This is a genomic window from Vibrio barjaei, assembly GCF_001639065.2.
Taxonomy (GTDB): Bacteria; Pseudomonadota; Gammaproteobacteria; order Enterobacterales; family Vibrionaceae; genus Vibrio; species Vibrio barjaei.
In genome coordinates this window covers 66,012-91,924 of sequence record NZ_LQXO02000033.1, presented here as the reverse complement: position 1 = coordinate 91,924, position 25,913 = coordinate 66,012, and the positions used below count along the sequence as shown (strand labels likewise).

At 44.1% G+C, this 25,913-nt stretch carries 20 protein-coding genes; 9 read left to right on the top strand and 11 right to left on the bottom strand.

Features of this window, described 5'->3' with window-relative positions:
- Positions 1–4 precede the first annotated feature (4 nt).
- The 4 genes from AWH66_RS15440 (at position 5) to AWH66_RS15425 (ending at position 4,549) form a co-directional block, all read left to right on the top strand.
- The gene (locus AWH66_RS15440) at positions 5–910 is read left to right on the top strand and encodes a LysO family transporter (protein ID WP_063606210.1); all 906 of its coding nucleotides are present in this window, start codon (positions 5–7) and stop codon (positions 908–910) included.
- A gap of 98 nt (positions 911–1,008) precedes the next feature.
- Complete coding sequence (locus AWH66_RS15435; RefSeq protein ID WP_006074733.1) at positions 1,009–1,521, top strand: hypothetical protein; 513 nt, start codon at positions 1,009–1,011, stop codon at positions 1,519–1,521.
- A gap of 185 nt (positions 1,522–1,706) precedes the next feature.
- The gene (gene panP, locus AWH66_RS15430) at positions 1,707–3,359 is read left to right on the top strand and encodes a pyridoxal-dependent aspartate 1-decarboxylase PanP (RefSeq protein WP_063606209.1); all 1,653 of its coding nucleotides are present in this window, start codon (positions 1,707–1,709) and stop codon (positions 3,357–3,359) included.
- A gap of 335 nt (positions 3,360–3,694) precedes the next feature.
- On the top strand, positions 3,695–4,549 hold the full coding sequence (locus AWH66_RS15425; RefSeq protein ID WP_006074735.1) for a MurR/RpiR family transcriptional regulator: 855 nt from the start codon (positions 3,695–3,697) through the stop codon (positions 4,547–4,549).
- Between the two features lie 52 nt (positions 4,550–4,601).
- Here AWH66_RS15425 and AWH66_RS15420 read toward each other — a convergent pair whose 3' ends face one another.
- Complete coding sequence (locus AWH66_RS15420; protein ID WP_063606397.1) at positions 4,602–5,828, bottom strand: iron-containing alcohol dehydrogenase; 1,227 nt, start codon at positions 5,826–5,828, stop codon at positions 4,602–4,604.
- Positions 5,829–6,237: 409 nt separating this feature from the next.
- Here AWH66_RS15420 and AWH66_RS15415 point away from each other — a divergent pair, with 409 nt between their 5' ends.
- A complete protein-coding gene (locus tag AWH66_RS15415) occupies positions 6,238–6,504 on the top strand; it encodes a GrxA family glutaredoxin (RefSeq protein ID WP_006074737.1) in 267 nt (88 codons plus the stop codon).
- 254 nt (positions 6,505–6,758) lie between these two features.
- Positions 6,759–8,441 carry an aspartate:alanine antiporter gene (locus AWH66_RS15410; protein ID WP_063606208.1) on the top strand — a complete coding sequence of 561 codons (1,683 nt, stop codon included), beginning with the start codon at positions 6,759–6,761 and terminating at the stop codon, positions 8,439–8,441.
- 116 nt (positions 8,442–8,557) lie between these two features.
- On the opposite strand, the gene fabV is transcribed toward AWH66_RS15410, so the two are convergent.
- The 7 genes from fabV to AWH66_RS15375 form a co-directional block, all read right to left on the bottom strand.
- Positions 8,558–9,760, bottom strand: a complete 1,203-nt coding sequence (gene fabV / locus AWH66_RS15405; RefSeq protein WP_063606207.1) for an enoyl-ACP reductase FabV — start codon at positions 9,758–9,760, stop codon at positions 8,558–8,560.
- A gap of 187 nt (positions 9,761–9,947) precedes the next feature.
- Positions 9,948–12,230, bottom strand: a complete 2,283-nt coding sequence (locus tag AWH66_RS15400; RefSeq protein ID WP_063606206.1) for an acyl-CoA dehydrogenase — start codon at positions 12,228–12,230, stop codon at positions 9,948–9,950.
- Between the two features lie 79 nt (positions 12,231–12,309).
- Entirely contained in the window at positions 12,310–12,945 is a 636-nt protein-coding gene (gene psrA / locus AWH66_RS15395) for a TetR family transcriptional repressor PsrA (RefSeq protein ID WP_081411584.1), read from the bottom strand.
- A 390-nt stretch (positions 12,946–13,335) separates the two neighbouring features.
- Complete coding sequence (gene nhaA, locus AWH66_RS15390) at positions 13,336–14,505, bottom strand: Na+/H+ antiporter NhaA (RefSeq protein ID WP_063606205.1); 1,170 nt, start codon at positions 14,503–14,505, stop codon at positions 13,336–13,338.
- 309 nt (positions 14,506–14,814) lie between these two features.
- Positions 14,815–15,930 (bottom strand): lipocalin-like domain-containing protein, encoded by a 1,116-nt coding sequence (locus AWH66_RS15385; protein ID WP_063606204.1) that lies wholly within the window; start codon positions 15,928–15,930, stop codon positions 14,815–14,817.
- Entirely contained in the window at positions 15,931–18,384 is a 2,454-nt protein-coding gene (locus AWH66_RS15380; RefSeq protein ID WP_063606203.1) for an ABC transporter permease, read from the bottom strand.
- Positions 18,365–19,036: an ABC transporter ATP-binding protein gene (locus tag AWH66_RS15375; protein ID WP_006074745.1), complete on the bottom strand. Its 672-nt coding sequence runs from the start codon at positions 19,034–19,036 to the stop codon at positions 18,365–18,367. The genes AWH66_RS15380 and AWH66_RS15375 overlap by 20 nt, the downstream gene beginning before the upstream one ends.
- Positions 19,037–19,302: 266 nt before the next feature.
- Here AWH66_RS15375 and AWH66_RS15370 point away from each other — a divergent pair, with 266 nt between their 5' ends.
- Complete coding sequence (locus AWH66_RS15370; protein ID WP_063606202.1) at positions 19,303–20,724, top strand: DUF2867 domain-containing protein; 1,422 nt, start codon at positions 19,303–19,305, stop codon at positions 20,722–20,724.
- A 99-nt stretch (positions 20,725–20,823) separates the two neighbouring features.
- Here AWH66_RS15370 and AWH66_RS15365 read toward each other — a convergent pair whose 3' ends face one another.
- The 3 genes from AWH66_RS15365 to rsuA all read right to left on the bottom strand — a co-directional run bounded on the left by AWH66_RS15365 (position 20,824) and on the right by rsuA (position 23,610).
- A complete protein-coding gene (locus AWH66_RS15365; RefSeq protein WP_062459382.1) occupies positions 20,824–21,477 on the bottom strand; it encodes a DUF2913 family protein in 654 nt (217 codons plus the stop codon).
- The gene (locus AWH66_RS15360) at positions 21,477–22,682 is read right to left on the bottom strand and encodes a Bcr/CflA family multidrug efflux MFS transporter (RefSeq protein WP_062459378.1); all 1,206 of its coding nucleotides are present in this window, start codon (positions 22,680–22,682) and stop codon (positions 21,477–21,479) included. The genes AWH66_RS15365 and AWH66_RS15360 overlap by 1 nt, the downstream gene beginning before the upstream one ends.
- Positions 22,683–22,911: 229 nt before the next feature.
- On the bottom strand, positions 22,912–23,610 hold the full coding sequence (rsuA, locus tag AWH66_RS15355) for a 16S rRNA pseudouridine(516) synthase RsuA (RefSeq protein WP_063606201.1): 699 nt from the start codon (positions 23,608–23,610) through the stop codon (positions 22,912–22,914).
- A 70-nt stretch (positions 23,611–23,680) separates the two neighbouring features.
- Between rsuA and radD the strand changes: the two genes are divergently transcribed.
- Both radD and AWH66_RS15345 read left to right on the top strand, forming a co-directional pair.
- Entirely contained in the window at positions 23,681–25,417 is a 1,737-nt protein-coding gene (gene radD, locus AWH66_RS15350) for a DNA repair helicase RadD (protein ID WP_063606200.1), read from the top strand.
- Between the two features lie 70 nt (positions 25,418–25,487).
- Positions 25,488–25,901, top strand: coding sequence for a PepSY domain-containing protein (locus tag AWH66_RS15345; protein WP_031497177.1), 414 nt, complete (start codon positions 25,488–25,490; stop codon positions 25,899–25,901).
- Positions 25,902–25,913: the final 12 nt, after the last annotated feature.

Genomic DNA, 25,913 nt, shown 5'->3' with positions numbered 1-25,913 from the left:
GTCAATGTTTTCAGGGATGCTGTATATTTTTACGCCGCTAGTCATCGGTTATTTTTTCTCTATTAATAATAAATCATTGCTTGAGGCGTTAAATAAAGCGACCTCATGGCTGATTTACATCATTTTATTCCTAATGGGACTGAGCCTAGCCGCATTAGATAACTTCGGAAGCAACCTTAAGACCATTGTTACCATGACATTGGTGTTCTTTGTGTCAATCGGTGCCTGCAATTTGCTGTCTTTACCTTTGGTCGACCGTATTCTGCCACTAAAGACCGAAAATCTGACAAGTAACCTACCCCTTTCAGCTATGGCGTTAGAGTCACTAAAGCTTATATTAGTGGTCGGTTCAGGCTTAGTAGCTGGTCTATTGCTGCCAATAGGTTTAGGCTGGGTAGAAACTGCCAGTGAATGGATTTTGCTCGCTCTGCTATTTTTTATCGGTATTCAATTAAGAAACAGCGGACTCACGCTAAAACAGATTCTGGTAAATAAGCAAGGTATGGCGATCGCACTCATTATTGTCGTGAGTTCTCTCGTGGGCGGTGCAATTGCTGCAATGTTGCTTGATATCTCGGTCTACAAAGGTCTTGCTATGGCGTCAGGCTTTGGGTGGTATTCACTAGCAGGAATTCTAATGGGCGATGCGTTTGGACCGGTTTACGGTGGCGCATCTTTTATGATCGAGCTGTTAAGAGAGCTGGTTGCACTTGTCTTTATCCCATTGTTAATCACCAGAAAGCCCTGTACCGCCATAGGTTATGCAGGAGCAACGGCGATGGACTTTACCCTACCCGTCATTCAAAGCACTGGTGGCGTAAGATGTGTCCCTGTAGCCATCGTTAGTGGTTTTATTTTGAGTCTATTGGTACCAGTGATGATGTTATTTTTTGTATCACTTGCTGGTTAGATCGCATGAAAATAGCGATTTTTCAGATATGCTTCGCTATCAAAACAACAATAAAGACGTATTAGTAATTTAGTTAGCCCAATTCAAAGGACAATATAATGAAAAAATGGCTTATCGCAGCAATGCTCGTCGGAACTTCTTTTTCCTCATTTTCTGCTGACACGCAATGCCTAGAGAAGAAATACGATGCCTATATCGATGCATCTATCCAATGGTATGATGATCTCGTTCAATTGACGACCCAACAATACCCAGAACTTGAAAGCGTTGGGCAATGGTTTCTAGATGGCCGTAAAAACCACTTTGAACTCAATCGTGAAGCCGTTCATTACTACTTAAAGAACGAACCAACCAAAGTGGCAACTGAGCGCTCTATTGAAAGTTGGCTGCAACTAGAACAACAAGATGTAAAAGCGCTAGCACAGCGTAACGACATGTTAGGTAAAGCTGCTGCTAAGAGCTTCGCCGATCGTCAAGCTAAACCTCATGAACAGAACTACGATCTACGTAGCGCGTTTGCTGATTTACTCAGCCACCCAAAGAAGATCGATACTGCACTTAATAAATACAACTCGGCTATCCAAAAGGTAGAAAAAACCGAGTGTAAATAGTGGATTAAAGACATTTAAAAAAGCTGGCAAACTGCCAGTTTTTTGCGTTTTATTTGACCACTCACACAGTGCTTCGCACGCAACTCCATGAAAATTAAGTTCCCATTCCAATTTTTGCGAGACTTTCACCGCTAATTGGTTTAGATTGTGCCGCTTGCAGTAACGGAATAATAGTAGATCACGGTATGGTATCTGAGCAGAAAATTGCTGATGTCAGCTTCGAAAGCCTTCTTCGAATCTTCACTATCCCTGAAGGACCAGATTCAACTCTGACCCAAATAGAAGAAGGATTGTCCAAGAACTTAAACCAGTTTTTGCGCGAGCATATAGTGGCAGAAGAAAAGCCTTTACATGAAATTGAAAAGGACTTTTCTAGTGCTGTTATTCCAGAACAACCAGCGTTTGTTTCGGACCATACTGAACACCTTCTTGATACGCTTGTATCACACTCGGTACACACCTCTTCACCAAGTTTTATCGGTCATATGACCTCGGCCTTACCTTATTTCTTGATGCCGTTGTCTAAAATTATGATCGCGTTAAATCAGAACTTGGTAAAGATTGAAACCTCTAAGGCATTTACGCCTTTAGAACGCCAAGTTCTGGGCATGCTTCATAAACTGATTTATGGTGAGTCCGACTCTTTCTATAGTCGATGGATGCATAGTGCTAACCATTCTCTTGGTGCATTTTGCTCGGGAGGCACCATTGCCAATATCACTGCACTTTGGGTGGCACGCAACAACGCTTTGAAAGCGCAAGGTGATTTCCTTGGTGTGGAAAAAGAAGGGTTGTTTAAGGCAATGAAGCATTACGGTTATGAAGGTCTAGCCGTGCTTGTCTCTGAACGTGGGCATTATTCTCTGAAAAAAGCTGCAGATGTTCTTGGCATTGGTCAACAAGGTCTGGTCGCAGTTAAAACGGATAGTTCTAACCGAATCTGCCCTGAAGATCTAAAAGCCAAATTTGCTCAGCTCAAAGAAGACAAAATCAAACCTTTTGCGGTCATTGGCGTTGCTGGAACAACCGAAACTGGTAACGTTGATCCATTAAGAGAAATCGCTCAAATCTGCCAACAAGAATCTTGTCACTTTCACGTTGATGCGGCATGGGGAGGCGCTACTTTGATGTCGGCTAAATATCGCTCTCTACTAGATGGTGTGGAACTGGCGGATTCAGTGACAATTGATGCGCATAAGCAGCTTTATATCCCTATGGGTGCTGGTATGGTGTTGTTCAAGCAACCTGATGCCATGAAGAGCATCGAACACCACGCTCAGTATATTTTGCGCAAAGGGTCGAAAGACTTGGGCAGTCACACACTAGAAGGCTCACGCTCAGGCATGGCAATGCTCGTGTATGCCGCAATGCATATAATTAGTCGTCCTGGTTATGAGTTGCTGATTAATCAAAGCATAGAAAAAGCTCGTTACTTTGCTGACCTCATTAAACAACAAGACGATTTCGAGCTCGTAAGTGAACCAGAATTGTGTCTCCTGACCTATCGCTACGTTCCAAAATATGTTCATGATGCGCTGACTATTGCTTCAACCGAGCAGACAACCGAGATCCATAACTTGCTAAATGAACTGACCAAAGTCATTCAGAAAAAACAGCGAGAAACCGGACTCTCCTTCGTATCTCGCACACAACTCAATCCAATTCAATGGGCACTACGCGACACTATTGTGTTTAGGGTCGTTTTAGCCAATCCTTTAACTACAAAGGATGTATTGAGTTCAGTGCTTGAAGAACAAAGAGATATTGCTACGACAGCGCCTAGCTTAATGGCAAGACTTGAGCAAGTCTCTCACGAGATCCTTCAAACAAAAGACTAGACGTGAAATCAATTTCATTCTCGCAGTTATGAAAATTTCTTTCTGTTTTGTGGGAGTAATACGGTAAAAACGAGCTAGAAACTGGCGATTTCTGGCTGTTTTTTCTTCAATTGTTTTTTTCTTCCATTTTTTTGTTTGATGCCTGTCATATTCTAAAGATTTCATGTGAGCTTTTATTACAGCTCGTATGCTGCTTCGTTTATACTGAGGACATGGAGTTGGCGTATTTCTAACGTACTATAAGAACTCAATGTTAGATTGAGATTTGCGAAATTACCTTTTGCTCTTCACTAATAGAATCGCCAGCAAGTTGTTCTCTTTACCCTGTGAACACTATGAATACACTAGAGAAAGTCCAAAAAAATTTAGAGAACTTCAGTAAATCTGAACGTAAGGTTGCTGAAGTTATTATGGCATCCCCCCAGACTGCCATACACTCGAGTATCGCGACACTCGCTAAGATGGCGGATGTTAGTGAGCCAACTGTTAACCGCTTCTGCCGTCGTTTAGACACCAAAGGTTTCCCAGACTTTAAACTGCACCTCGCACAAAGTTTGGCGAATGGTACACCTTATGTGAATCGTAACGTCGAAGAAGACGACGGCCCAGATGCCTATACTCACAAGATTTTTGAGTCGACAATGGCATGCTTGGACGTTGCTAAAAACAGCCTAGATCCGATGCAAATCAACCGTGCGGTTGACTTGCTGACTCAAGCAAAGCGAATCTCTTTCTTTGGTCTAGGTGCTTCCTCATCGGTTGCTCGAGATGCTCAAAACAAGTTTATCCGTTTCAACATTCCTATCTCTTGTTACGAAGACGTAGTAATGCAACGTATGAGCTGCATCAACTGTTCTGACAACGATGTTATCGTACTGATTTCTCATACAGGTCGTACTAAGAGCCAAGTTGAAATTGCTCACCTTGCAAGAGAGAACGGTGCAACGGTTATCGCCGTTACCGCAAAAGACTCGCCGTTAGATAAGGCCAGTTCATTATCTATCACTGTCGACGTACCAGAAGACACTGACGTTTACATGCCGATGGCTAGCCGTGTCGTACAGATGACCATCATCGATGTCTTAGCTACAGGCTTTACATTGCGTCGTGGCTCTGGCTTCAGAGACAATCTAAAGCGCGTGAAAGAAGCATTAAAGGATTCTCGCTACAACAAAATGCCTAATTACTAGTAATAGAAAATTTGTTAAAAAAAGAGGCCAATGGCCTCTTTTTTATTGCTCGTTAATCTGTTTCAACGGGATTATTGCGAATTTCTACTTGGTTTGCGTCTTCATGGGTTGGCGGATGTCCATCGCACTGGCATTGACACACTTGATTCAGGATAAAAATAAGTCTGTCTTCGGTTAATGGTATAGGGTTACCTTTAATAGCTACAGACTTCATCGCATCAGCAGCGACCTGCTCGAAAGACGTATTACAAACGCCAAACTCGGACAATTGTGGCAGCTCAAGCCTTTCGAGAATCATATTCACCCATAACACGCTGTCTTCAATACTGGCATTGGTTCGTCCAGTAAGAATTTGAGCCATATTTCGGTATCGATTCAACACGTCACTGCGCCCTGCCCTTTTCGCTGCTTTAATGTTTTCAGTCATAACATGTGGAGCAAGTCGCGCGGTAATCACGCTATGCGGCGCGGTGATTTTTCCACCAAGCGCTGAGGCAAGACCATGAGCGGCCCCCAATTTAGCATTAGTTATCGCCATCCCACCGAGCATAGCGGCAAAGGACAGATCCGCACGTGATTTGGGATTATCTTGTTTGCAACCCGAAATAATGGAATAACTAAGGCGTCTCAAACCTTCTTCACATACCATATCGGTCAATGGATTGGGTTCACCACAAACGTACGCTTCCATCAAGTGAGTAAACGCATCCATTGCGCCCCGACCCGAAGTGTAAGCATCGGTACCGTAGGTTAGAATAGGGTCGACAATCGCCACATCAGGCAACATATCCGGACTTCGTAGACTCACTTTGACCTTATCTTGCCCAGATTTAAGTACCGCATTCTTGGTCACTTCAGCTCCGGTACTGGCGGTTGTTGGAATCGCGATCATGGGAATAGGTTTGGTTTTTAATGGCACATTTCGACCTACAACTTCAACATAGTCGTACACATCACCCTGATTAGGAATGATCGCAGCCAGTGCCTTTCCCATATCTAAAACACTACCACCACCAATAGCAACCACCATGTCAGGCTTAAAACGCCTGCCCATGATTGCCGTTTCCTCGACCATGGTAATGTTAGGCTCACCACGAATGGCGACATGCTGATAACGCATGTTTTGGCTATGAAGGTAATGAATCACAGGGTCGGCTCTTTGACGCTCCTGCCCTGTCACCAGCAACACACTGTATCCAAATTGATTGATGATTGAGAGGGAAGATTGAAGCGCGCCCTCTCCGAAGATAATACGACTAGACGTCATGAACTGAAACATACCAATATCCTTTAGGTATACCATGCGACTCACTAATCAAACCATTGCCTATGAAACTAGCAATACAAATACTCTAGGTGTGAGTCTTATTGGTAGTGCAAACATAGAAAAGAAAAGCTTCGATAAGCATGCAGTTTCCTTTGCTGCAAAAACTTGATTTAAACCAAGCTACTTAGTTTTTGCTCTATTTTATATCGACAACTTTGCCATAAATCACACTCCGTTATGTTCAACTTTGCATCTAACTGAGTAAATTGTGCTCTGATAGTTTTCACCTATTAGAGCAAGTGGGATTTGCCACTTTATTTCCTTTTCATCTTGAGGCATAGTGGTTTCCAACAATATGCAAGAGCTGAGACTTGGTCTCTTTAGATGCTCAGAAAAAGTTTAATCTTCAAGGAGAAAGTCAATGTTCGTAGTGATTTTTGGTCGCCCAGGTTGTCCATTCTGTGTTCGTGCAAAAGAGCACGCTGAAAAGCTAAAAGAAAAACGTGACGATTTTAACTACCGTTACGTTGATATCCATGCAGAAGGTATCTCAAAAGCAGATTTAGAGAAAACTGTAGGTAAACCTGTTGAAACAGTACCTCAAATCTTCATTGACCAAGAGCACATTGGCGGCTGTACTGAATTCGAAGCCTACGCTAAAGAAAATCTTGGCCTTTTTGACGAATAATCGTCTGCACTATCAATAGTATAGTTGAAAAAAGAGTCTCAATAGCCAGCTGATATCAGCTGGCTTTTTTATTTGCGAGCTGCATCCGTTTTCATCAAGACTGTCATCGAATGTCAGGCTTTGTCTGGATTAGGATAGAAATACGTAATCTAATAGTAAAACATAAAAAAAATCACTTATCTTTTTGATTATTTCGGCTACAATCGCCACACTTTATTAATCTCAACTTAAGCCTCTTCGAGCAGCTACATACAGTGAATATCGACGTAGTAAATTTGCTAGATCAAAACCCGATTCTTCTCATCTTTGTCGCCTTAGCGATTGGCCTTGCTTTTGGCAAAATTCGCTTTGGTAATCTTCAACTCGGCAACTCTATTGGTGTTTTAATTGCCTCTCTCGTCATGGGACATTTAGGTTTCAGTTTTAATGCAGAAGCCCTGACCATCGGCTTTATGCTGTTTATCTACTGTGTGGGTATTGAAGCTGGTCCAAACTTCTTTGGCATCTTTTTCCGTGACGGAAAACATTATCTGATTCTCAGTCTTGTGGTGTTGGTCACCGCACTGACAGTGACCTACTTTGCTAGCCACTACTTAGGACTTGATTACGGTCTTTCCGCAGGTGTGATGGCCGGAGCCTTAACCGCAACACCAGTACTAGTAGGTGCTCAAGACGCCTTGAATTCAGGACTTGCGACGATTCCGCGTGGAATGGACTTCTCTTTGGTTATAGAGAATCTTTCTGTAGGTTATGCAATGGCTTATCTGATCGGCCTTATCAGTATGATCATGCTTGCCAAGTTACTACCTAAATTGCAAAAACAAAACCTGCACGACTCTGCTCAACAGATCGCGCAAGAACGGGGGTTAGGCGGTTCAGGCCAGAGAAAAGTCTATCTACCTATTATTCGTGCTTACCGTGTCGGACAAGAGCTTATCGACTGGACGGACGGGAAAAACTTGCGTGAGTTGGGTATTTATCGCCAAACTGGCTGCTATATAGAGCGAATTCGCCGTAACGGTATCTTGGCTCACCCAGATGGCGATGCTATTTTGCAAGAAGGCGATGAAATTGCCTTAGTTGGCTTCCCAGATAGTCACGCTCGTCTAGACCCTAGCTTCCGCAACGGTAAAGAAGTATTCGACCGCAATTTGCTAGACCTACGAATCGTTGAAGAAGAGATCGTAGTAAAAAGTGACAACATTGCTGGAAAGAGCTTATCTAACCTAAATCTTTCCGAGTATGGCTGTTTCCTCAACCGAGTCGTTCGAGCGCAAATTGAAATGCCAATGGATGCCAATATCGTGCTCGCAAAAGGGGACATTCTTCAAGTTAGTGGTGAAAAGAGTCGTGTACATGGCCTTGCAGAGAAAATTGGTTTCATCTCGATCCACAGTCAAATGGCCGACCTGCTTGCGTTTTGTAGCTTCTTTATTCTCGGCATTATGTTTGGGTTGATTACCATGACCTTTGGACAAGTTTCGTTTGGTCTAGGTAACGCTGTAGGTCTTTTGCTTGCAGGGATCACGCTCGGTTTCTTAAGAGCCAACCACCCTACCTTTGGTTACGTTCCTCAGGGGGCCTTGAACATGGTCAAAGATCTCGGCTTGATGTTCTTTATGGTTGGTATTGGCTTGAGCGCGGGCGGTAAGATGTTTGAGCACTTAACTCAAGTCGGTCCTCAGGTCATAGCGATAGCTTTCTTAGTTAGCGTTGTACCTGTTGTTTTGGCTTACCTTGTTGGAGCGTACATTCTGAAAATGAACCGAGCGTTGTTGATAGGTGCGATTGTGGGTGCACGAACTTGCGCACCAGCTATGGATGTTGTTAATGAACACGCACGCTCAACTATACCGGCTCTTGGTTATGCGGGCACTTATGCTATTGCTAATATACTGATGACACTAGCAGGTACCATACTTATCATCTTGTCCTAGTCTTTTGTAACAAAAGCTCTAGGACAACGGTTCTATAGAAGCTGCTGTTTCTATTACAACAAACAGCAAAAAGGGGCGCATAAAGCGCCCCTTTTCATCATCAGCGAATGCCCCGATTATAGGTCGATAACATCAAACTCTACGAGTGGTGATACATCTGCATCGTAGTCCACACCGTCAACACCGAAACCAAACAGCTTCAAGAACTCTTCTTTGTACTCAACGTAGTCAGTTAGCTCTTTCAGATTTTCAGTTGTGATTTGTGGCCAAAGCTCTGCACAGTGCTTCTGGATGTCATCACGCAGTTCCCAGTCATCTAGACGTAGACGATTCTTTTCATCGACCTCTGCAGCGCTACCGTCGGCTTTGTAAAGACGCTGAGAGAACATACGGAAGATCTGCTCCATACAGCCCTCGTGGATACCCTCTTCACGCATCTTCTTAAATACCATTGCGATATAAAGAGGCATAACAGGAATTGCCGAGCTTGCTTGAGTCACAACAGACTTAAGAACCGCTACATTCGCACTACCACCCGTTTTAGCCAACTTGTCGTTAAGCTCAGTAGCTGCACGATCTAGGTCCATTTTTGCTTTACCTAATGCGCCTTCCCAATAGATAGGCCATGTCAGCTCAGTACCAATGTATGAGTACGCCACCGTCTTACATCCGTCTGCAAGTACGCCGGCATCTGATAGCGCGTTAACCCATAGCTCCCAATCTTGGCCGCCCATTACAGTAACAGTATCTTCAATCTCCTGTTCTGTCGCAGGCTCAACACTTGCTTCAATGATACTATCTGAGTTTGTGTCTACCGCTGTAGAAGTGTAAGTCTCACCAATTGGTTTTAGCGATGAACGAATTAGCTCACCCGTTTCTGGAAGCTTACGTACTGGAGAAGCCAATGAGTAAACCACCATGTCGATTTGACCAAGATCTTCTTTGATTAAATCAATAACTTTTTGTTTTGCTTCATTAGAGAAAGCATCACCGTTGATGCTCTTCGAGTACAAGCCTTCTTCTTTTGCTAGCTTGTCAAAAGCAGCAGAGTTATAGAAACCTGCTGTACCAGGCTTACGCTCTGTGCCTGGTTTTTCGAAAAATACGCCGATTGTCGCCGCACCACCACCGAATGCCGCAGCGATACGAGAAGACAGGCCATAACCACTAGAAGAACCAACAACAAGTACACGCTTTGGCGCGTTTGCAATTGGGCCTTGAGCTTTGGTATAAGCGATTTGTTCTTTTACGTTTGCTTCACAACCTACTGGGTGAGTAGTGGTACAAATAAATCCACGAATTCTTGGTTTGATGATCATATTCAGTTCCTCAAAAAATCCCTAGTAGGATAAGAGTTTCAATCCCAGTTCGCATCTTATTTCTGTCAATTTCCTTGAATTTTCTAAGTGGTTGGAGCACTTTCGGCGCCTAATCCTCGATTTCTAAAAAAAAAGCGCCCTATAAAAAGGCGCTTTTTGCTGTTAACAAGAATAGTTTTTGTCCTAGTTAGGCAACACTATTCAACTTTGGCTTGGACTCTGAGTGCGTTCTTACTTCAGACATATCATGGCTAAAGTGGTCAACTTGAATCGCTTTGTAGCGAAGTGCATCCGCTTCACGAATTCTAGCTACTTCTTCTTCAGTCAGAACATTAGCTTCAATCGCTTGATTCAATCGCTCTTCCAACAGACCTTTCTTCGCTACTTTGCCTTCTTTCACACCAACAAATAGCTTTTTCTCTAGGTCACGAATGTTGTACATCGCGATAAAGGCGTTTTCCATAAGACCGACATTATCGTCCTCTTTAGGCCCGATGTAACATAGGTGAGTCAGGCGATCACGATGCGCACCCGGTACCATCATGCTTTTCGCGAGTTTCAACGCTAGGTTGTCAGATGGTTTCTCGAAATGGTTGCCAATTGGGAATAGCAGCCCTTTCAAAGTCACCCCAGCCCATCTTGCCGGGAAGTTACGATACGCCTCGTTCAGTGACTTCGCCGCATGGTAGAAACAGTGTTGAACCGAGTAATGAACGTAATCTAAATCTGCTTGTTGACGACCATCGTCTTCATATTTCTTCAAAGCTGCGGAAGCCATGAACAGGTAAGCAAGACCATCACCTAAACGTGCTGAGATCATCTCTTTACGTTTCAGATCACCGCCTAGTGTCAACATGGCAAAGTCTGCACTTACTGCTAGGGCTTTACTTAGTCGAGTTAGGTCTTTGTAGTAACGTTTCGTTGGACCACTCATATGAGCACCGACAAATGCCGAACCTGTTAATGCTGCGGTAAAGGCACCCAAGGTGTTTTTAGTTGCATGGCCAACATGTTTGAACAATAACTTATCAAAGTCCTCAGCAGCCTGCTTCTCATCTGGGTTGGCTGCTGCCTCCATCTCTTTGAGGACATATGGATGACAACGTGTTGCGCCCTGACCAAAGATCATCAAGTTACGAGTGAGGATGTTCGCACCTTCTACTGTGATTGCTACCGGGATACCCAAATAGCTCGAAGCAAGGTAGTTCATAGGACCATCTTGGATGGCACGTCCAGCGTGAATATCCATAGAGTCATTGAGAATAGTACGTGCCATCTCAGTCATATGGTATTTGGCAATCGCGGTAACGATTCCTGGTTTTTCACCCATATCCAGCGAGGTAGTCGTTAACGTTCGAGTTGCTTCAAGTAGATAGGTTAGGCCACCAATACGGCCCATAGCTTCTGCTACACCCTCAAACTTACCGATAGACATACCAAACTGTTTACGAACATAAGCGTAAGCACCCGTTGTTCGTGTTGTTAGGTGTCCAATAGCGGTACCTAGTGCTGGAAGTGAGATACCTCGACCTGCGGACAGACATTCAACCAACATTCTCCATCCACGACCAGCATACTCTTGACCACCAATCAGCCAATCCATTGGGATAAATACATCTTTACCACGTGTCGGACCGTTCATGAATGCCAAATGCAATGGGTCATGACGCTCACCGATCTCAACACCTTTATGGTCTGCTGGAATCAGTGCACAAGTGATACCGATATCTTCTTTGTCACCCATAAGTTTGTCGGGATCGTGCAATTTGAAAGCGAGACCCAACACAGTCGCAACTGGTGCAAGCGTGATATAACGCTTATTCCAATTAAGGCGAATCCCTAATACTTCTTTGCCTTCATGCTCGCCATAACACACGATACCTTTATCTGGGATACCGCCAGCGTCAGAACCCGCTTCAGGGCCCGTCAATGCGAAACATGGGATATCAGTACCGTCAGCCAAGCGTGGCAACCAATAATCTTTCTGCTCTTGCGTTCCGTAGTGAGACAGAAGCTCACCCGGGCCTAGTGAGTTTGGAACCATCACGGATACGGCAGCACTAATACTGCGAGTCGCAATTTTAGTTACAATGGTAGAGTTCGCTAGTGGCGAGAACTCTCTACCGCCAAACTTTTTAGAGATAATGAGAGAAAAGAAACGCTCTTTACGCAAGTATTCCCATACTTCTTTCGGTAAATCGCGGTCTTCTTTCACGATTTTGTTGTCATCTAGCATCTCTAGCAGTGTTTCAAGCTCATTGTCCATAAAGGACTGCTCTTCTGCTGACAGCGTCGGCTTAGGGTACTGGTGCAGTGTTTTAAAGTTAGGCGTTCCAGAGAATAACTCTCCATCCCACCATACGCTCCCTGCTTCCATTGCTTCTTTCTCGGTTGCCGATAGTGGTGGCAATACCTTCTTAAACATTTTGAATGCAGGGTCACTTATCCATTTTCTTCTCAGAGAGCTCATGATACCTATCCTTTTGTTCAGATTATTTCTTGTTATTATTTGGGTTATTAGTTTGATTAAGGTTTTAGCTTGGTAGTCATTATTCCGCCGCTACACCTGCAGCGAGATAGGGAATTATTTGGTTGATGATTGCTTCTGCGTCTACTTCTTTATCAAAGGAACTCAAAGCAATTTCTGATAATGCTTGACTCGATGCCATAGTGAATACGCATGTACCCAGTGTTAGGTGCAAACGCCAAAACAGGGTTTCTGCATCTAACTTTGGATTCGCTTTCATCACAGATTGAGTGAACATCGCTAGCGCTTCGGTGTACCGAGTAGTGATAAACCAGCGCAAGTGGCCTTGAACATCAGTATAGCCACGTCCAACTAGCGACATGAATCTGCTCGCTCCTCCCGGCTTCACTTGGTTCAAGCTAAGCAAAGGTGACTTCAGCGCACCAAATACATCGGCCATTGTGTAGTGCTCACGCTCATTCAGTTCGTAGAGCGCCGCTTCTACAGCCGGCATAAACGCTTCTAGATAACGATTAAGTACTGCTCGAACCAGAGTTTTTTTATCGCCAAAATGATAGTTCACGGAGGCTAAATTCACGTTAGCCTTGCTAGTGATAGTTCGTAGAGAGGTATCGTTGAATCCATGCTCAGCGAACAGTATCTCTGCGACATCGAGAATCTTATCCTTGGTAGTTACTCTATTGGTCATTTCAATCATCCGTATCAAACACATGTTTGAATATACTCTCGCAACAGCAAGATAACAAGTGATTAACATCAAACTTTTTAATAAATACGCAAGACTGGTCAGACAAGGTTTATAACCACCTGTTTTCATTAAACTTTGAAAATTTTCTAAAAAAAACGTGTTTTTTTAATGAACTAACTCATCGTTATCGGGTCTATTTAAGTGTTATCAACAATGACTTGTTTTACCGACATGACACTGATTTCCATTGTTATTGTTGATGACATATGCTGCTTTTTCTTATTAACTCCTATTTTTGTATCCGCCCAAACCAACATTGGTTTGGGCTTTTTTTATCCGTTTTTCAAACATAAAAAAACCCAGCCTAAGCTGGGTTTGTGTAATCATAGTTTCTGGCAGTTAGTATTGAACCTTAGGCTCTGGTGCCTCCTCCTTCGGAAGCGAGAAGTTAAGCAGCATATATCCAAGAACAGCTGCTGTTGTTGAGCCCATCAAAATACCCAATCTAGCGTATGTATCGAACTCAGGACTCACCCCTGTAAACGCCAGAGATGAGATGAAAATCGACATCGTGAAGCCAATGCCACATAAGACAGACACCGCAAACACTTGCTTAAAGTCCACACCTTCAGGTAGTTTTGCTACACCAAGTTTCACAGCGAACCAACTAAAGCTGAAGATACCTAGTGGTTTACCTACCAACAGACCTAGCGCAATACCTAGTGGTAACATCGACGTTAGGCCCGACATTGACACGCCTTCCAGCGAGATACCAGCATTGGCAAATGCGAAGATAGGTAAAATTAAGAATGCGACGTACGGATGAAGCGCATGTTCTATATGTTTCAGCGGTGACTTTTCACCTTCATTACCTTTAAGGGGAATAGCAAAGCCTAATACCACACCAGCCAAGGTTGCGTGTACCCCAGAGGCCAATACGCTCACCCAGAGCACCGCACCAACCAAGAGGTAGACGGGTATACTTGTCACCTTCTTCGCGTTCAACATGAACAAAACGGCAGTCATGATAAAGCCAATAGTTAACGCCAACGTAGACAGATCGCTGCTGTAAAACAACGCAATAATAACGATAACGCCTAAATCGTCAATGATAGCAAGTGCGAGTAGGAATACTTTTAAGGCTACAGGGACACGCTTACCGAGCAACGCCATAATACCTAAAGCAAACGCGATATCCGTTGCTGCTGGGATCGCCCAGCCACTCATCGCTTCAGGATCGCCCATGTTGAACAGTACATAAATAAGTGCCGGAGCCAGCATGCCGCCGACCGCTGCAATTGCAGGGAAGATAGCAGTCTCTTTAGACTTCAATGCACCTTCGAGTAGCTCACGTTTTACTTCCAAACCGATCAGGAAGAAGAAGATCGCCATCAAACCATCGTTGATCCAGTGTGAGATAGACAGACCAAACACGTAGGTATGAAGCACGCCTTGATACATTTCATTTAATGGAGAGTTTGCGACGAACATAGCAATCGCAGCAGCGATAACGAGGATGATACCTCCAGCTGACTCCATCTTGAAAAAATTACGAATGACGTCATTCATGTTGTAAAGCCCTTAATAGTTATTCATCTTGTCAGAATGTTAAAAATTGTATATCTAGTTAATTTTCAGAAAAAATCGATTCTACGGAGTTTATACTAAGGAATTTCCGAAGTATAAAACTAAACCGTTCGAGATATCCTCACAAGTAATGGCCATGTTAGATAGAAGTATAGTGCATAGATGAGCAGCTAGTCATTGATAAATTCAATCACTTAGCTGTAGTCAATATCATTTGAGAGTTGAAGGCTGAAGAGAATCAGTAACAGATTGTTACTTGTAACTATATAACAACAAAAAGGTTTTTCTTACCTAATAACCACTAAGTTGCATAAAGCCAATAGCAGAATCTGAACCTTTAGCCGTAACCGACCCCTGCCATTGTGGTACGACGAAATTCACCCAATTTTCTCGCTTACGAGCATTAATAACCAAGTCGATATTTTGACTGGAAATTTGTAAGTTCCAAGATAGAGGCACACGAGTTCCTGACGCAAATTCCGTATAGCTGAGCGCCTTAAGTATGATATCCTCCGATGGGATATTAATGATGTTACCATTAATATCAATCAAAGAAGCTGTGGTATAGGGCATATTGTCTTTGTAACGATATTGGCTCACTTGTAGCGCTTCAGTATCGCTCAGCCAAAGAAGAAAGTTATCTTCGCCGACATAATTAGCACCAACAAGCTCACTACCCCACTCTTTACTTAGCCACGCACGGCCAGTCACTTTCAACGTCTTACCATCTGGTAGGGTCAACTCTCCTATTGATGCAACAAATGGCGATTCAAAGGTGTAAGATGCGCGAGGGAGTAGATCATGTTTAGCGTGGTAGCCATTTTCACCAATTAGAGCATATGGGCCGGTTTGTTTTAACTTAAGATTCACACTAAATTTATCGCTGGATAAACGTAGATTCCCAGGCAGTGGCTGATTAGACAGAGAACGCCAAGACCACTCATCAATCCAAACTCGAAATGGACGGCTAAGACCTCCCGCCTGACCAATACCACCGCGAGCGATGCGCTGATCGGTAAACATTCCTAAATGGCTATTCATCACTAAATTTGCGATGTAGATTTGTGGATCTTGCCAACCCGTTGCAATACGGTCATCACTGGCATAGCGAAAAAAGCGCCATCTTAGCCAGTATGCCTGACCAGATTCGTCTTTAAGTTGCACCACCATCTGCCACCATTCATGTTGGAACTCAGGATGGAAACGGAAGTCTCTTGGTAGTTCAACGTCTCGGTCGGGTAAAACAGGTTCAAATACTTTACGACCTGGAGAACCAAATACGGTATTGATATAGCTCGCTTTAGTCACACTAGGCTTTGACTCGCGTGATTCCGTTAGCCAAATTGAAGTGCTGGCGATCACCACCACCAGCAAGCATGAGAAAATAAGCTTCTGCATACGATTCATCTATAACGCATCCCTTAACGAATGAATCGGTGTATTACGTATCAACTTCAGCACTGGTAGCGCTCCTGCAACTACCAAGGCCAACAGGGACCACAAACATGTGGTGAGATACTGCCATGGGACAATCTGCAGTTGTAAAGACCAACCGAACGATTGCTTGATCACAATATCCACGATCAGTTGCGCTAGTGCAATGCCGAGTGGCATAGCAATAATGGCAGAGATAAGCCCAAACACCAGCAACTGTAACCCCCCCATTAACACCAGCTCTTTTGCGGAAATACCCAAACAGCGCAGCAATGAGGTATGACGTTGTCTAGAGATCTCCCCTGCTATTGTTGCAAAGAAGATACCAAATACAGCAATCACCAAGGTGATATTGCCCAAGGTGTCAGCAATCGCAAAAGTACGGTCAAAGGTTGTCATCGCTTTAGCGTGAATAGACGTGTTGTCGTAAATCCGTTCACTGTTTAACCTAAATGTCGATTGCAGGCGTCTTTCAACAAACAGCGATTGCGACTTATCATTAAGCACCGCGCCTAACGCCACATCACCAGATCCCTCTAAGTTAGCTAACCAACGATTCTGCGATAGCAATACCTGATGATACGGGTTTCCGTAATCATAGTAGACACCAATCACGTGCCAGTTCCCACCTAATGGTGGCCCTAAATCGACGTAATCGCCCGGACGAATATCTAACTTAAGCGCCATAGATTCGCTGATCATGACACTGCGAGAGTGGTGAAGGTTATACCAATAGTTAGGCACGGCAATTTTAACGGTCAACGCGTCGCGCTCACCTTCTGAGTCACCCGAACTTACCACTTGCATCATGCCATGCTCTGTAGGTATCTCTTCTTCCCAACGCCACCAAACGCGATCAACCTCGGGCTGAGCTTCCAACCATTTACTCATGCGAACCGCATTATTGTTGGTTGGATAGACGTAAATATCTGCCGCTAGCCTTTGGGTTAACCATCGGTCAGTGGTATCTCTAAAGCTGCCGACCATGGTCTCAACCCCCATATTAGCAGCCATAGCTAACATGAAGGCCATATTGGCAACACCGCGATAGCTCATACTGGCTGCCGCGTCAGCAAAGAACCAACGGACTTTCACCCAGCGGAGAGAGTACGAGAATAACGTGAAGATTTTCCATGTGATAAACGGCGTAATCAATGCGACACTTAGCAACATCAAAACAATGATGGCATAACCTGAGTTCTGCGACTTAGGCGCTTGATAAATTGCGACTGCAGCCACACAAAATCCGCACGCTACAAACGCTTGCCATGTAAACTCTGCCCCGGTAAATCGCATTAACGATAGACGAGCAGAAAGTCGAATAGGTTGAGATTTCAAAAGTCGGACTAACGGCCAGCCACACGAGACCACAGCCCCAGTGAACGCTAATAAGAAGCTATAAAGGCTCCACTGCCAGCTCCACTCAATGCTCAAACCGATGTTCGCATCGTACAGATCATTCAAGCTCTGTGAGACCGCTGGAATCAATTGATTTGCCAATGCTAAGCCAAATAGGTTGCCACCGAGCCAGCTCAAGAATACTAAAGCGGCCAGTTCAAGACACAAGGCTTGAGTCAACTGCCACCCCGAGACGCCGACTTGGCGCAGACTACCAACCAAAGGCTGACGCTGAGCTAAAGACAACGACATTGCTTGGTAGAAGATAAAAAGGCCGACAACGAAGGACAGCATACTCATCGCAGATAAGTTGGTGTGGAATGCCTTAGTGAGAGATTCCAGTTCTGATTGTGAGCTGCGTGATAACGTCATACCATTTGGAATCATCTTACGAAGATTCTCAAGTTTGGCTGCACTCATCTCACCACAAGCAATTACAGACAACCCAGACGATTTTTTCATCGCACGGACTAAAGACATATCCGCTAAGATACGCGTTCCGCGAATGCCTTTCTTCGAATCAATCTTGATAGGGCCTAACTGAATTCCATTATTGAGCGTCAACGTATCGCCATTTTGCCAGCCTTTAAGCTCGGCAAGATCATGACTCACAATAATTGTCGTTGGGACTTTTATCATATCTTGCGATGCGATATCGCCAATGGTGACGACATTACGCAGCTGCAATAAAGAAATTGGATCTACGCCAACTAAGTTAAGCTCTAAACCATCAGCTGTGGTTACTTTTTGAATGTCAAAAGGCACACATTGCTTGAACCCTTCGCGGCGCAGTTGGATATAGAAGCCCTGCGGAATTTTGGTTTCTGCGTGCTTAGGGCGAATGCGGTATGGAACGGGATTAGCGAAAAGTTTTTCACCGCTTGCGTAAGCCTGTTTAGCGTGGTGGTTTATAGCCGTAACGCCAACTAATAGCGATACACCAAGCGTTAAACCAAGCCAGACGAGAAGAATTTGTAACGGGTGGCGACGATAATGGCCAAGTAGTGCTTTAACTACGGGCCATAACATGAAGTTGCCCCCCTTGAAGGCGGATAGAACCGTCCATGTGAGAGGCGACTTTTTCACTATGGGTGACAACAAGCAAGGTGCACTCTAGATGTCGTGTCAGTGAAGTAAGAAGTCGCATTACCGCTTCAGCGTTACGCTCATCCAAGCTACCCGTTGGCTCATCGGCTAGCAGAATTTTGGGCTCCATATAGAGTGCACGGGCGATAGCCGCACGTTGCTGTTGTCCCCCAGACAGTTCTTCTGGATAACGACCAAGCAACGCCATTAAATCTAAAGCGGATAAAATCTGACGCCAAAGCCCTCGATCTTCTGGCAGTCCTTTAATCTGTCTGCAGAATCGAATGTTGTCGGCAATATTAAGAGTTGGTAGCAAATTGAACTGCTGAAAGATATGACCAATATTATTTCTTCGATAAGCCGTTCTAAGACTTTCTTTTGCATCATGCATAGCAAAATCGGGGTACCAGATTTCCCCAGAATCTACCTTATCGATGCCAGCGATTAAGTTCAGAAGTGTACTCTTACCTGAGCCACTTTCACCCATCAATGCCAGTTGTTCACCTTGCGACAGCGTTAGCTCTGCACTTTGCAATACAGGATGGAATTCTCCACCGTCAATATAGCCTTTACAAAGGTCTGACAACTTAAGCATTCAATCTCTTCAATCACTGGTAAATTTGGAGTGTGAATCTACACTAAATTTGCAGTTCTAGGAAGCAAATTTGGCCATAAAGCCCCTACATTGAGTCGGTTTAGCTCAATTTCGATTCAAGATATCGTTTTTTAAAAGAATTGGAATTTGGAACATATACGCGTGAAAACATCATAATCAGCCATCATGTATTGTAAACAAATGAAGATAAACTAGAAAAATGTGTTAAATTTTATAGAGATAACAATTAAGAGAGATAACGGAATATGAAGCGCGTATTGGTATTGGGGGCGTCGGGTTATGTCGGTTCTCAGCTCATTCCTATCCTACTAGCTCAAGGATACGAAGTAACAGCTGCGGCTCGTCAAATAGACTACTTAAAAAGCCGCGTTGTCCCCCACTCGATGCTTAAGTTTGAATATCTTGACCTCGCTAATCGAGACGCCACAATGGCACTCATTCCTAAGTTCGATATCGTTTATTTCTTAGTACACGGTATGGCTCATGGCCATGACTTTTTGGACTATGAGCTTTCTCTTGCTCAAAACTTCAAGGATGCACTCGATATCAGTCATGTTGAACACGTCATCTATCTCAGCGCAATACAACCTCAAACTGGTAATTCCGAGCATCTCGCAGCAAGAAAAGCAACCGGCAAGCTTCTTCGTACTAGTAAAGTGCCGATTACCGAACTGCGTGCAGGTGTTATTATCGGCCCCGGTTCTGCCGCCTACGAAATCATGAGAGATTTCGTCTATAATCTACCTATCTTAATCGCCCCCAAATGGGTGGACTCCAAAGCTAACCCTATCGCTTTGCAAAACCTCAATCATTACCTAATCGAACTGGCTAAAGAGACATCACCCGAGTCGATTATTTATGAGGTTGGTGGCCCCGACACCTTGTCCTACCGCGAGCAGTTCGCCGTTATTTGCAGCAAAATAAACAAACCACTGCGACTCTGGTCAACGCGATTTCTCACACCTAAACTCGCCTCATACTGGCTCGGCGTTGTGACCTCGGTTCCTTCAAGCATTGGTAAAGCATTATTGGCGGGGCTAGAACATGACTTTATCGCCGATTCTCACGCAATCAGAACTTGTTACCCACAAGATATGGTTTCCTACTCCGATTCAGTATCAGAGACCATAGAAAAAGAAGGCATCTTTATTCGTAGCAATGTTTGGGGCTACGACCCGGCGGCATTAACACGTTGGCAAGCAGGATTTGGCTATTACCCAAAGAAGACTGGAGCCAGCTATTTCACTGATAAATCCACCGAGCAGCTTTGGGAGGTCGTCAAACAAATAGGCAGTCCGAAAGAAGGCTACTTCTTTGCTAATGCACTATGGCGCACTCGAGAATGGTTAGATGTACTGTTTGGTGCAGGAAGACCAATAAGGCGCTCGCCAGAAGGACCAGAACTAAAAGTGGGTGACTTTATCGATTCATGGAAAGTCATTCGATGCGACAAGCCACATTTTCTGTCACTACTATTTGGAATGAAAGGCCCTGGATTGGGGCGACTAGAATTCACCATTACTGATCATGGCGACAAAAGAGAAATCAACGTGACTGCGTGGTGGCACCCGCAAGGATTCAAAGGGCTGCTTTATTGGTTTGCAATGATGCCTGCACACTTATTCATTTTTAAAGGAATGGTAAGGGCGATCTGCCGCAAAGCCTAGTCGTTACAAATAACTTCAACCTCTATGCTTTGCGACAATAATGCTCTAAGACAAATTGTGTTCTAAGACAACTATACTCTAATACCATTAAGCTTTAACTTAAGCTTTAAATGACAGTGGGATTTCAGCCAGCTGTGTCCCTTTGTTCATTGGATAAATCAGATATTCGCCGTGATACTTCACTTTCGATTTATAATCAGTGCGTTTGTGGAGCATAAAACCAGCCTCGTAGGCTTTAGTCACAAACTCCGCATGATTACCACGTACAAACCAACTCATCGGCTTCACCAGGTTTTCTGCATCAAAACAGTCATCACATTGATTCGCGCATAGCGCAAACGAGTTATGACCATCGGTGAAGAATTGAACTTTACTTCCATCAGTCAGAATCTCTGAGGTGCAGACACCCCAACCCGCCGCTTCCATATCTTCAATGAACTGCTCGATTTTTGCATCAGTTACTGGTTGTACGTCACCAGAAAAAAACTCAGCATAATAAGCAGAAATGCGCTTAAACAAAGGTTCAAGCATTGAATCATTACCCTTGGAACGCCCAGATTTCTGCCATTGAATTAGGTTAGCACTGGTCGTTTTCCCAAAACGCTGAGTTTTTATCGCTTTTGTTACCCATCGAACAAGAAAGTGATTGTTAGTCACTGGAGAATTAATCAATTTGCCTGAAGCATGCTCATTCGCCAATTCTTCAAGTGCACTGTTTACGACTTTTTGTATCTCTGAATAGTAGTCAGACATTATGCTTTTTTCCCAAACGTCCAATATAAGGCGGCGGATAATACCGAACAAATAGCCATTAATGCAATCATAGGCCAAACTGTTCCACCCGGAAGCATTGCCACAATCGCCCCAATGACTGAGCCAGTGCCAAATCGCAATGTTCCTGCCAGTGAAGAAGCCGTGCCGGCCATCGTTGGATAACCGCTTAACAACAAGCCCATTGAATTACTGCCGATGGTCGACAACGTCCCAATAAATAGCATAACGAAAGGAACCGTACCCCAGATCCCAAGATCTAAAATACCACTCGCTAACAGTCCTAGACCTGCGAATAACTGAATACTTAGCCCAAAACGAAGCATGCCATGTAAGCCAACTTTCTTCACCATGCGGCCATTAATACTGGTCATGATGATCATTGTGACAATGTTCAGGCCAAACAGATATCCAAACTGATCTGGCGTTACACCATAGATATCAATATAGACAAACGAGCCCGCCGTGAGAAAGGCAAACATACCTGCGAACGAAAACGCCCCAGAGAACATCAGTCCCATCGCAACCGGATTCTTGCATAACCTCAGGTAATTTCTGATCGTGGTTCGAAAACGAAGTGGCTGTCTATTTTCTGGCGCTAAAGTCTCAGGAATTTTCCAAAGTACCGCTGCTATTACCACACCAGAAAATGCGGTCAGCACCCAAAATATCGAACGCCACCCAAACCAGACTGCCAAGTGGCCCCCTATCATAGGTGCCACTAACGGAGCTAAGGTAATGACCAAGGTGACAAAAGACATGGTACGTGCGAAATCTTCTTTATCGAACATGTCTCGAACTACAGCTTGGATAATGACCGCTGCCGCTGCACCCGCAAAGCCTTGGGCAGTACGAATATAGGTCAAAGATTCAATCGTCGTTGCGGTCGCTGATATCGCCGAAGCAACACCAAAAAAGAACACGCCAAACAGCAGGATCGGCCGGCGACCAAAACTATCAGCAAGAGGACCATGTAAAAGTTGGCCGATAGCAAATCCGGCAGTGTATACCGTTAATGTAATCTGAACAGCACCGGCTGTTACCCCTAAATCTTGTGCGATAGTCGGCATCGCGGGCAAGTACATATCGATAGCAAGAGGCGTTAAAGCGCCTATGGCTCCGAGAACTAGGAAAAGAACCAAACCTAGTTGAGGTATGTCGGGCTGCGATACTGGTTTAGAACTCATATCGCTCCTAATGAAATCTTTATTTGTTTGCGATCCGTGCCAACAAATAAACAACCTAGACTCAATTTATCCCATTGAGTGATGTGAGATAGCGCAATAAAAGCGCGCTACCTTCGGGGTAACCGTAATATATGGAAGGTTCTCAGAATACGAGAGTAGTGATTCATTACGGGTATTACTTTTACTCTGGAGGAGTAGACGTTTTATCTATCAAAACAGTTTATTAGTATTACTTTTTCCAGACAGAGTCAATTTCTTCTTGAGTAAGATATCGATACTCTCCTGGCTCAAGCATTTCATCAAGAACGATGTCACCGACGCTTTCACGATGTAGACCTTCAACTTTATTACCTAGCGCCGCAAACATACGCTTAACTTGGTGATATTTGCCTTCATGAATGGTCAATAACACTTCTTTATCATCAATAATTTCAAGTTGAGCTGGCAGAGTTGGCGCTTTCTCATTTCTTAGCTCAATGCCTTCTTCGAATGCCTTGATGTAATTATCTTGCACAGGGTCAGCCAACCATACACGATAAGTTTTTGCACATTTATGTTTTGGTGAGGTAATTCGATGAGACCATTGACCATCATCTGTAATCAACACCAGACCCGTCGTATCAACATCTAAGCGACCTGCAAAATGTAGGTTCTCCATTTTGACTTCATCGAGCAACACAAACGCAGTGTGGTTAAAGCCATCTTCATGAGAACAAACAAAGCCATCTGGTTTGAACAACATGATATAACGCGGCCCCTGCATGCGGACCTCTCTATCTTGCCATTCGACACTGTTATCTTCAGTGACTTTAAATGCACCGCTCTTTTGTACTACGCCATCAACGGTAACATCACCGGATTTAATGATTTTTGTTGCTTCTTTACGTGTTGCGCCTAAAGCGTCACACAAAAACTTATCTAAACGCATGAATACCTCGTTTTCATTTCGTGAGGTATTATAGAGCGGTTTTTTGAAATGTAGAGTAAAACTGAGCCGTATGTACACGCTTCGCCCCTACCAAGCCGATTCTGTTAAAGCCGTAATCCACTATTTTCGCAAAAACGATACCCCTGCGGTGATCGTATTGCCCACAGGAGCGGGAAAAAGCTTAGTTATTGCCGAACTTGCAAGGCTAGCGCGAGGTCGTGTTTTGGTTCTAGCGCACGTTAAAGAGCTCGTAGAACAAAATCACGCAAAATACGAAGGCTATGGACTCAAAGGCTCTATTTTCTCTGCCGGCTTAGGTAGAAAAGAGACATCCGAGCAAGTGGTGTTCGCCTCCGTTCAATCAGTAGTGAGAAATTTGGATGCATTTGCCAATCAATTTTCACTGCTTGTTATCGACGAATGTCACCGCGTACCAGAAACCAAAACATCAAGCTATCAAAAAGTGATCAGCCACCTATGCGAGATTAATCCAGGAATTAAGATCCTTGGTTTAACCGCAACCCCTTATCGTTTGGGGGTTGGTTGGATCTATCAATATCACACCAAAGGATTAGTTCGCAGCGACGAAGCTCGTTTCTTTAAAGATTGTATCTTCGAACTACCTATCCAATACTTGCTCGATGAAGGCTTTTTAACACCTGCGAAACTTATCGATGCTCCGGTCCTTAGTTACGACTTTTCGCAGCTCAAACCTACCAGTATGGGTAAATACAAAGAATCTGAAATGGATCTTGTTATTGAGCAATCAAAGCGTGCAACACCGCAAATTGTGGAGCAAATCAAACGCTATAGTGAAGACAAACAAGGTGTCATGATTTTCGCTGCGACGGTTCGTCACGCGCAAGAAATACTGTCACTGCTACCGAGTGAAAGCAGCCAAATTGTCATTGGTGATACTCCAACACCTGAACGCGACGCTATCATCAGTGATTTCAAAAATCGCAAGATCAAGTTCTTGGTTAACGTTTCGGTTTTAACTACTGGATTCGATGCTCCCCATGTTGATCTGATTGCGATTCTGCGCCCAACCGAATCCGTCAGTTTGTATCAGCAAATCGTCGGCCGCGGCTTACGATTGTCAGAGGGCAAGTCAGAGTGTCTCGTTCTAGACTATGCGGGCAACACGTACGATTTGTATCAACCTGAAGTCGGTAACCCTAAACCTGATTCAGATTCCGAAATCATCACCATCCCCTGCCCTGCGTGCGGGTTCAACAATGACTTCTGGGGCAAACTCGATGCCAATGGTTTTTTAATTGAGCACTTTGGTCGCAAATGTCAGGGTTATTTCACCGACGAAGAAACCGGTGAACGTGAACACTGCGACTATCGCTTTAGAGCCAAGTACTGCTCTGAGTGTGGCGCTGATAATGATATCGCCGCGCGAATCTGCCACGAATGCGACGCCACTTTGGTAGACCCAGATAAAAAACTCAAAGAGGCCCTTAACCTCAAAGATGCGCTCGTCTTCGAATGCACCGACATGAACCTTGTCGTTCATAAAGATGAAAAAGGTAAAAACAGTCTAAGAGTTAACTATATTGGAGAAAACGATACCCAAGTCAGTGAGTTTTGGTCATTAAATACTAAAAAGCAGAAAGAATCGTTTCTCGCTAAGTTTGTGCGCCCACATTTGGCCGACAAACATCGAGAATTTGATGCCACTTCGCCAACAAAAGTCGTGAACAATCAACATCGTTTCCGCTTACCCGCGTTTGTCATAGCCAGAAAAAGTGGTCGATTTTGGAAGATGAGAGACAAAGTTTTTGACGACGAACTGAACTAATCACTGTTCAGCTTTCATTCATGTTTACAAATGTATATTTTAACTATGTTGAAAATATTGGGTCTCCGCCATGCTAAATAAAACCAAACAGACAATATCCATCGTCTCGCTCTCCCTATTATTGGCAGTACCGCTTAGCGCCCATGCCGAATTTTTCTCAGACTCAAGCAAGCCAAGTGGTCACGACCTCGTGCAGGATGTGCAACCGGATGGTGCTCGCATTGAGTTTGAAGAGGACCAAGACGAGGTCTATGACGCTGTACAGCAAGGGCTTATCAAACCGTTTTCCGAGTTGTTTGCGACGGTAGAACGCGATCTCAATGGTCGAGTGATCAAAGTCGAACTAGAAGAAGACGACGATGAGTGGATTTACGAGCTAAAATTGCTTCATGAACAAGATGTTATTAAAGTCGAATATAACGCCACCACACTGGAGATGATGGAAATCAAAGGCCATAATCTTCAAAGAGTCATAAGAAAATAAAATAGAGAACAA